General features: G+C 74.2%; 7 protein-coding genes. All 7 read right to left on the minus strand.

Annotated features, from left to right (window positions below):
* Positions 1–4 precede the first annotated feature (4 nt).
* The gene (gene recN, locus MOPEL_RS13675; RefSeq protein WP_009483469.1) at positions 5–1,741 is read right to left on the minus strand and encodes a DNA repair protein RecN; all 1,737 of its coding nucleotides are present in this window, start codon (positions 1,739–1,741) and stop codon (positions 5–7) included.
* 188 nt (positions 1,742–1,929) lie between these two features.
* Positions 1,930–2,511 carry a pyridoxamine 5'-phosphate oxidase family protein gene (locus tag MOPEL_RS13680; protein ID WP_009483470.1) on the minus strand — a complete coding sequence of 194 codons (582 nt, stop codon included), beginning with the start codon at positions 2,509–2,511 and terminating at the stop codon, positions 1,930–1,932.
* Positions 2,512–2,641: 130 nt separating this feature from the next.
* Entirely contained in the window at positions 2,642–3,613 is a 972-nt protein-coding gene (locus tag MOPEL_RS13685) for an NAD kinase (protein WP_009483471.1), read from the minus strand.
* The gene (locus tag MOPEL_RS13690; RefSeq protein ID WP_040634573.1) at positions 3,614–4,408 is read right to left on the minus strand and encodes a TlyA family RNA methyltransferase; all 795 of its coding nucleotides are present in this window, start codon (positions 4,406–4,408) and stop codon (positions 3,614–3,616) included. It abuts the gene before it with no gap.
* Between the two features lie 2 nt (positions 4,409–4,410).
* A complete protein-coding gene (locus tag MOPEL_RS17385; protein WP_009483473.1) occupies positions 4,411–4,626 on the minus strand; it encodes a hypothetical protein in 216 nt (71 codons plus the stop codon).
* A complete protein-coding gene (locus tag MOPEL_RS13695) occupies positions 4,623–5,660 on the minus strand; it encodes an HAD-IIA family hydrolase (RefSeq protein WP_009483474.1) in 1,038 nt (345 codons plus the stop codon). The genes MOPEL_RS17385 and MOPEL_RS13695 overlap by 4 nt, the downstream gene beginning before the upstream one ends.
* Positions 5,657–6,958, minus strand: coding sequence for a tetratricopeptide repeat protein (locus tag MOPEL_RS17970; protein ID WP_174270601.1), 1,302 nt, complete (start codon positions 6,956–6,958; stop codon positions 5,657–5,659). Before MOPEL_RS17970 ends, MOPEL_RS13695 begins: the two co-directional genes overlap by 4 nt.
* Positions 6,959–8,762 lie beyond the last annotated feature (1,804 nt).

Here is an 8,762-nt window from a genome sequence, read left to right on the forward strand (position 1 = left end):
GATGCTACCCCGCGTCGGGACGTGCCTGCGCCAGCAGTTCCCGGGCGTGGTCGAGGGCGGCCTCGGTGTCGTCGACGCCCGCCATCATCCGGGCGATCTCGCGCTCCCGGTCCTCGCCGGTGACGGCGACGACGTCGCTCTCGGTGACGTGGCCGTCGTCGGTCTTGCGGACGACGAGGTGGTTGTCGGCGTGCGCGGCGACCTGGGCGAGGTGGGTGACGACGATGACCTGTGCGTGCCGGGCGAGGGCCGCGAGACGGGCGCCGACCGCGATCGCGGCGCGGCCGCCGATGCCGGCGTCGACCTCGTCGAAGACGAACGTCGGCACGGCTGATCCGCCCGCGCCGGAGATGACGACCTCGAGGGCGAGCATGACGCGGGAGAGCTCACCGCCGGAGGCGGCCTTCGCGACAGTGCGCAACGGCAGGCCGGGGCCGGAGGCCATGCGGATGTCGACGTCGTCGGCGCCGGTCGTGCCGAGCGGCGAGTGGGTGTCGTCGCCCGGGACCGTTCCGGTCGTGCGGGGTTCGACGACGCACTCGACGATGGCCTTGCCCATGGCGAGGTGGGCGAGCTCGCCGGTGACGGCCTCGGCGAGGCGCCCCGCCGCGGCGGTGCGGACCTCGGTGAGCGCGGCGGCCGCGGCGCGCAGCGCGTCGAGACGGTCGCGGACCTCGTCCTCGAGGCCGTCGGCGCGTTCGTGGGCGCTCTCGAGTTCGTCGAGTCGGGCCGCGGCGCGCTGCCCCCACGCGAGGGCGGCGTCGACGGAGTCGCCGTAGGCGCGGGTGAGGCGGGTGAGCTCGGCGCGGCGGTTCTCGACCTCCTCGAGGCGTCCGGGGTCGACGTCGAGGCCGGCGAGATAGGCGCCGAGGTCGCTCGCGCACTCGGAGGTGAGCGTGGCGATCTCGCCGATCCGGTCGCCGAGGGAGGAGAGCTCCTCGTCGTGGGCGCCGACGCCGGTGAGGGCGGAGCGTGCCTGCGCGAGGAGGTCGGTGACGGAGCCGACGAGGTCGGGCGACGTCTCGTCCCCGACGAGGGCCGTCTGCGCGACACCCGCGGCGGTGCGGAGGCCGTCGACGTGCGAGAGGCGCTGGGACTCGGCGGCGAGCGCGACGTCCTCCCCCGGCTGAGGGTCGAGGCGTTCGAGGTCGGCGAGTCCCGCCCGGAGCGCATCGGCCTCGCTCGTGCGGCGGTCGTCGAGCTCTCGGAGGCGGACGAGCTCGGCGCGGGCGTCGTGGTAGGCGGCGTACGCCTCGGCGTAGGCCTGTTTGAGGGGCGCGATGGCCGGGTCGGAGTCGTCGAGCATGACGCGATGCTCCTCGGGACTGCGCAGCCGCCACTGGTCCGACTGACCGTGGACGACGACGAGCATCTCCCCGAGTTCGCCGAGGACCCCGACGGGCGCGGTGCGTCCCCCGACGTGGGCGCGGGACCGCCCCTGCGCGGCGACGGTGCGGACGAGGACGAGCTCTCCGTCGTCGTCCTCGGCTCCCGCGTCGGCGGCGCGCACGAGCGCGGGGTGCCCCGGCGGGAGTTCGAGCGCTCCCTCGACGACGGCGTCCTTGGCCCCGGAACGCACGAGCGAGGCGTCGGCCCGCGAGCCGAGGAGAAGCCCGAGCCCGGAGACGACCATCGTCTTTCCCGCGCCGGTCTCGCCGGTGAGGACGTTGAGGCCGGGCGTGAGGTCGAGCACGGCGTCGTCGATGACGCCGAGACGCCGAAGACGCAGTCGAGTGAGCATGTCCGCAGCCTACGAGCCTGCGCCGACAACGCGTGTCCGCCGTCCCCAGAGCACCTTCACGGATGCGGGCACGCGGCGTCGGTGAGCGTGGGCGTGATCGCGAGCGGTGACACAGGCATGGGTGCAGATGTGATGACGGGCGTGATCGCGGGTGTGCTCGCGCGCGGCCTCGGGCGGACGCGGGGTCCTCAACCCGCCGCGCGGGAGACGTCGATCGACCACCGTGCGTCCTCGATACCCCCGCCGACACGCGTGTAGACGAGGCGGAGGTGGTCGCGGTCCTCGGATCCCTGCCAGAACTCGACGCGGTCGGGCACGATCCGCCAGACCCGCCAGTCCCCGGGCGCGACGAGCGCACGGGCGGCGGGGCTGCGGCCGGCGAGATCGGCCTCGCACTCCTCCTCGCTCGCGGCCTCGACGGGGCCACGGACGCGGATCGCCCGGGCCACGGGGATCCAGTAGACGTTCATCGCCGCCGCCGGGTACGCCTCGAGCTGCTCGGCCTTGCGGGAGGATGCGGTGCTCGAGAACGCCCACCCGCGGGCGTCGACGTCCTTGAGGAGCAGGGTGCGTGCGTCGGGGACGCCGTCGGCGTCGACGGTCGCGAGCGTCACCGCGATCGGTTCGGGGACCTCGGCGGCCAGGGCCTCAGCGAGCCAGGCGCCGAAGAGGTCCTCGGGCCGCTCGGGCAGCGCGTCGAGGTCGAGATCGGGCGCGGCTCCGGCGAGGGTGCGGATGCGGCGCAGACGGGCGGCGGACTCGGTGCTCACCCCCTCAGGCTGCCACGTCCCACGGATCGAGGGGCGGGTCGGCCGCGACGTCCCTCGACCGCGCCGTCACGCCGGCACGTCACCGGAAGGCGAGACGGGCGCACCCCGCCGGTTCCCCGGCGCTCGCGCGTCAGTTCGCGTCGCCCGCCTGCTTGCGTCCCTCGCCACGCCACCCGTCGACGGGGAGGTGGAACTTGTGCACGAGACGGTCGGCGAACGGTTCGTCGCCGAAGCGGGCGAGGCGCACCGGGCGGGTGCCGTGGGAGACCTCGATGCGGGCCCCGTCTGGCAGGTCGAGAGGTCGGGCGCCGTCGCACCACATGACGCCGCGGCCCATGTTCGCGGGGACGAGCTCGACGGCGACCTTCGTCTGCGGACCGACGACGAGCGGCCGCGCGAACAACGCGTGCGCGGAGATCGGAACGAGGAGCATCGCCTGCACGTCGGGCCACACGATGGGGCCGCCCGCGGAGAACGCGTACGCTGTCGACCCGCTCGGGGTGGAGACGATGACGCCGTCGCACCCCCACGTCGAGATGGGTCGGCCGTCGACCTCGAGCGTGAGTTCGAGCATGCGTTCGCGTTCGGCCTTCTCGACGGTGACCTCGTTGAGGGCCCAGCTCGTCGCGAGGCGTTCGCTGCCGGAGTAGACGCTCACGTCGAGGGTCATGCGGTCCTCGACGTGGTAGTCGCGGGCGGCGATGCGGTCGACGGTGGCGGAGAGATCCTTCTGCTCGGCCTCGGCGAGGAACCCCACGTGGCCGAAGTTCACGCCGAGGAGCGGGATGTCACCGGCACGAGCGGCCTCCGCGGCGCGGAGGATCGTGCCGTCGCCGCCGAGGACGCAGACGAGTTCGCATCCGGCCGAGGGGTCCGCGGGGTCGGCGAGGTCGACCCGTCCGACGAGCTCGTCGGGGATGCTCACGTCGGCCGGGTCGGGCGCCGAAGCGTCCTGTCCGGTGGTCCACTCGGTGATCGTGGGATCGGTGGGCATGAGGACGGGTCGGATGTCGGCCTCACGAAGCCTGTCGGCGACGAGCCCGACGGTGTGGAGCAGGTCGGACCGGCCGGGACGGGCGAACAGGAGGATGCGCCTGGTCACCTAGACCTCCTCGTCGATGAGTACGTCCGCGCGGGTGAGGACCTCGCGGGGGTCGAGCGTGGTGCGCCCACCGATCCAGAGTAGGTACTCACGGTTGCCCGTCGTACCGGGAGTGGGACTCGGGGCGAGACCCGAGGGCGCCAACCCCGCGGCGCGGAGCGTCTCGACGACGTGGACGAGGGCCTCGCGGCGGTCGGAGGCCGACCGGACGACCCCCGCCTTGCCGAGCCTGTGCCGACCGACCTCGAACTGGGGTTTGACGAGGAGGACGGCCTGCCCACGCCCGGTGAGGAGTGCCCGGAGGACGTCGGCGACGAGGGTGAGGGAGATGAAGCTGAGATCGGCGACGAGGACGTCGCACGGCGCGACGTCGTCGGTCGTCACCTCGCGGACGTTGAGCCCGGAACGGTCCTCGACGCGCGGGTCGTCGCGCACGGGCGCGGCGAGCTGATGGTGCCCGACGTCGATGGCCACGACGTGCGACGCCCCGTTCTCGAGGAGCACCTGGGTGAAGCCGCCGGTGGAGGCACCGACGTCGACGCAGCGCGCCCCGGGGATGGTCGCCGCGAACTCGGGGAACGCCTCGAGCGCGCCGACGAGCTTGAGCGCCGCGCGACCGACCCAACGTCGGGCGTCGTCGGAGGCGACCTCGACGACGCTGTCGGCGGTGACGGGCGCCGCCGGGCGCCGTGCCACCCGACCGTCGACGGTCACCGCGCCGCTCGCGACGAGATCACGGGCCTGCCCGCGGGACCGGGCGAGGCCCGCCTCGACGAGGTGGACGTCGAGACGCATGTTCACCGGCCACCCGCGTGGCCGAGCCGGTTGCGGAGGTGCTGATGGGTCTCCTCCGCGGCGGCGACGACCGCGTCGAGGTCACCGGGGTCGGTCCCGGTGAGACGCCCGAGGGAGTCCTGCAACTCGCGCCCACCTGCGGTGCCGGGCGGTGCAGGCACCGGCGCCGCGGGGCGCGGCCCAGGGGCCGGTGCGGGGCGGGGTGTCGGGTCGCTCATGTCTCCCCCTCGTGGATCCAGGCGTCGACGTCGGGCCAGGCGGGGAGCTCGCGTCCGGCATCGAGGTGGGCGTGGCCGGCGGCGGCGACGGCGCGGAGTCGCTCGGTGGCGGACCCGGCGCCGTCGAGGTCGATCGACGTCCCGATCCGCACGCGCGCATCCCCGCAGGTCGCGACGGTCTCACCGGCCGCGTCGTCGTGGGTCACGTGGGCGGGGGTGGGGTCCTCGTGGAGGTCCCGGAGGTCCCGGGCGACGTGCGTGGGGCGCGCGTCGGCGGGGGCGAGGACGACGTCGTGGGCGCCGTGCACGCCGGTGAGGACGAACAGGCTGTCCATCCCCGTCGCGGTGGCGCCCTTGATGTCGGTGTCGAGTCGGTCGCCGATGGCGAGGGTCTCCCCCGCCTCGCAGCCGAGGAGCTCGGCACAGAGGAGGTAGAGCGGCGGGTGGGGCTTGCCGACGACCTCGGGGTCGACACCCACCGCGTGCCCGACCGCCCCGACGAGCGTGCCGTTGCCGGGCGCGATGCCTCGCGCCGTCGGGATGGTGAGGTCGGTGTTCGTCGCGACCCACCGGGCTCCGCCGGCGACCGCATGGGCGGCCTCGGCGAGGTCGGTCCAGGCGACGTCACGGCCGTAGCCCTGGAGGACGGCGGCCGGGGCCGGCGACTCTCCCGCCGCCAGGTCGGCGCTGGTGACGGGCCGGAGCCCGGCACGTTCGAGGGAGAGTGGGACGCCCGGCCCACCGACGGCGAGCACCACCGCTCCCTCGTCGAGCACCTCGGCGAGACGCTGCGCACCGGCCATCGAACTCGTGACGACGTCCTCGGCCCGCAGGTCGACGCCGAGCTCGGAGAGGTGGCGGTGAACCTCCTCCGGGGGGCGGGAGGCGTTGTTCGTCGCGAAGACGAGCCCCCGCCCTCCGGCGCGTGCCGCGTTGAGCGCATCCACGGCGTGCGGCAACGCGTCGTGCCCGCTGTAGACGACCCCGTCGAGGTCGCACACGATCCCGCGGTACCGCTCGACGAGCGAGGTCATCGACCGTCCTCCTCCGTGCGGGGCCCGTCCTCATCGGCCTCCGCACCGGCCTCCGCACCGGCCTCGGCAGGCTCGCCGATGGCCGGAGCGTCCGTGGCCGGAGCGTCCGTGGCCGGAGCGTCGGTGTCGACCGAACCTGCAGTGCCCGCGGTTTCGCGGCTGCCGGCGACCTCCGAGTCGGCGACGCCGGACGTGCGGTCCGCGTCCTCCGACGCGGCGGCCTCGTCGACCGATGTCGTGCGGAGGGTTCCCGCCTCGCCCTCGGTGCGTCCGTCGTCGGACGGCGCCTCGGCGTGGGCGGTGCCGGCCTCGACGGGGGAAGCGCCCTCCCCCGCACGAACGGTGTCGGCCTCGTCCGCCGGAGCGTCGTTCTCCGTGCGGGTGGAGTCGGCCTCACCGCGAGGAACGTCGCCGCGAGGGCCGTCCTCGTCACCGCGAGCGACGCCGTGGGCGTGCGGGGCAGCATCCCGCTCGTCGCCGACGGCGTCGTCGGGGTGGCTCGCCGTCTCGTCGTCCTCGGGGTCGTCCATGAGATCGACGAGGACGGTGCCGTCGAGTTCGTCGAGGCGTTCCCAGGCGTCGGTCTGGAGGTCGACGTCGGCCTCGGCCGCGGCCTGGAACCAGCGGCGGGCCTCCTCGGTGCGTCCGAGTTCGAGGAGCGCTTCGGCGTAGGCGTAGTACAGACGCGGTGCCCAGGGCTCGGGGCGACCGGGGACGAGGTGGCGTCTCTCGAGACCGGCGACGGCGGCCTCGAGCTGTCCGAGATCGCGGCGGATGCCCGAGGTGACGATGGCGACCTCGATCCGCTCTGCCGCGGGGAGGGTCTCGACCTCCTCGGATGTGGCGAGTTCGAGGGCCTTCTCGGTGCGACCGAGGGCCCGCTCGCAGTCGATCATGTAGGGCAGCAGGTGCTGGGACCCGGAGAGTCGCCGCGCCGTGCGGAACTCCTGGAGCGCGAGGTGCCAGTCGCCCTCGTGGTAGGCGACCATGCCGCGTGCCTCGCGGACCGAGGGGACGCGTCCGGCGCGGCGGACCGCGGCGTCGGCATGCGCCCGGGCGAGGTCGATGTCCTCGTCGAGGAGCCGGGCGACCATGATGAGGTGCTGTCCGACGCCCTTGGCGTTGTCCTTGCTCAGCGTGCGGAGCTCGGCCTTGACGGCACGGTCGACCTCGAGGCCGGTGATGTCCTCGGGGATCTCCAGTTCGACGCGAGGAGCCTCGTTCCGACGGTCGATGCGACGCGGTCCCGGCCCCCGACCCTCGGGCCGGTCACCGTATCCGCGACGGTCGTCACGCACCCCGCGGTGGGAGTCCTCGCGACGGCCACCGCGCCGGTCGTCACGCCGGTCGTCCCGCTGACCGTAGGACCGCGACCCACGGTCGTCCCGCCGGTCGTCGCGTTGACCGTAGGACCTCGGTCCACGGTCGTTCCGACGGTCGTCCCGGCGGTCGTACCCGCTCTGGCCGCGGTCGTCCCGACGGCCGAAGGAACCCGAGCCACCGTCGTCGCGACGGTCGTATGCGCCCGGGCCGCGTTCGTCGCGCCGGCCGTGGGAACCGTGGCCGCCGCTCTCGCGGCGGTCGTACGTGCCCCGGCCACGGTCGTCACGGGAATCGTAGGACCGCGGTGCACGGTCGTCACGCCGGTCGTCGGAGCGACCGTAGGACCGCGGCGCGCGATCGTCGCGGTGCCCGGAGGAACCCGGTCCGCGGTCGTCGCGGCGGGGGTACGCCTGCGCCCCTCGCTCATCCCGGGGCGATCGGCCGCCCCTGTCGTCGTACCCGCGCCTGTCGGTGCCGCGATCACGACCATCGGGTCGACCGCGGTCGTCCCGGCCCTCCCAGCGCCGTCCCTCGGAGCGGTCACCCCGGGATGCCCCCTGGCGCCGATCGCCGGCGTCACGGTGCGGCCCACCGGAGCGGTCGTCACGCCCCCGGTCGGAGTTCCACTGGCGGCGTTCACCGCCGCGACCCTGGCCGCCGTCCGACGCCGGCCGGCGGAAATCGTCACGTCCGCGGTAGGACGAGCGGTCGTCGCGGGAGAAGGAGCGGTCGTCGCCAGTGCCCGAGCCACGGGGGGCGCGGTCGCTGCCGTATCCGGGGCGCCTGTCACCCTCGTCGTTCCGCCGACCTTCACCGGTGCCTCGGTGGTCCGACGCGGCATGTCCCCCATCACCGTCGCGGCGGCGCCTCTCGCCACGGTCGCCGCTGTCGCGGCGATTCCGGTCCGTCCGGGGAGCGTCGCTCCGCCTGTCGCCCCTACGCGCGTTGCCGGCGTCCCGACCGGGGGACGCCCCACGAGGACCGTCCGAGGACGCGCGGGAGGGTGGTCCTTCCTCGCGGTCGCGGGGGGCGGACGTCGAGGCCTCCGGTTCCTGGGATCGGCGTGGTCTGGACCACCGGGATCCGCTCTCGTCACTCACTCCAGGGACCTCCTCTGTCATGTTGTCGGGCCCGCCCGTTCCGACGGCGGACCCATGTCGGCCTCAGCCTACAGAGAGGCACGCCGGCCACCCACGGGCGCCGTCCTGCCACGGGTGTTTCGGCGCGACGATGTCCGTGCACCGCAGCCTTGATGACGGGTCCCCAGGTAGCACGCACACCAGGTCTCGGTGCCGTCGCGGACGCGCCCCGTGTCCGCCGTGCGGCGCTCCGTCCATGCACCAGGTGGGGGACGTGCCCCAGCGGCTGGCAGCGGCCGATGACGGAGCACGAGAAACGGCCCGACGGACATGAGGGCTCCTCAGCCCTGTACGCACGACGGCCTAACGCCGGATGGTCCCGGGCCTCTTCATCCGGGGCGTCCCTTGGCCGCGTCCGGCGCCACCTCGTCGACGAGGCCCACGAGCCGCAGTGACCTATGGGACGCGGGCACCCTCGTTCACTGCCCCCCCGCGGGGGACTCCGGCTACCACGGTGAGGGTGTACACGCGGGAACGCGCACGGCGACGTCGTGGCGGGGACGGGTCCGCCGGCGTCGGAGGAAGGTGCCAGCGAGGCACGTTCGACGTCCGTTGTCGTGGGACGGGTACCCCGGTCTCTTCACCGGGGTGACCGAGTGTGGACGCAAGAGAGCCCCCCGACCTTAGGTCGGGGGGCTCT

Origin of the sequence: Mobilicoccus pelagius NBRC 104925 (genome assembly GCF_000247995.1) — a bacterium.
Lineage (GTDB): Bacteria > Actinomycetota > Actinomycetes > Actinomycetales > Dermatophilaceae > Mobilicoccus > Mobilicoccus pelagius.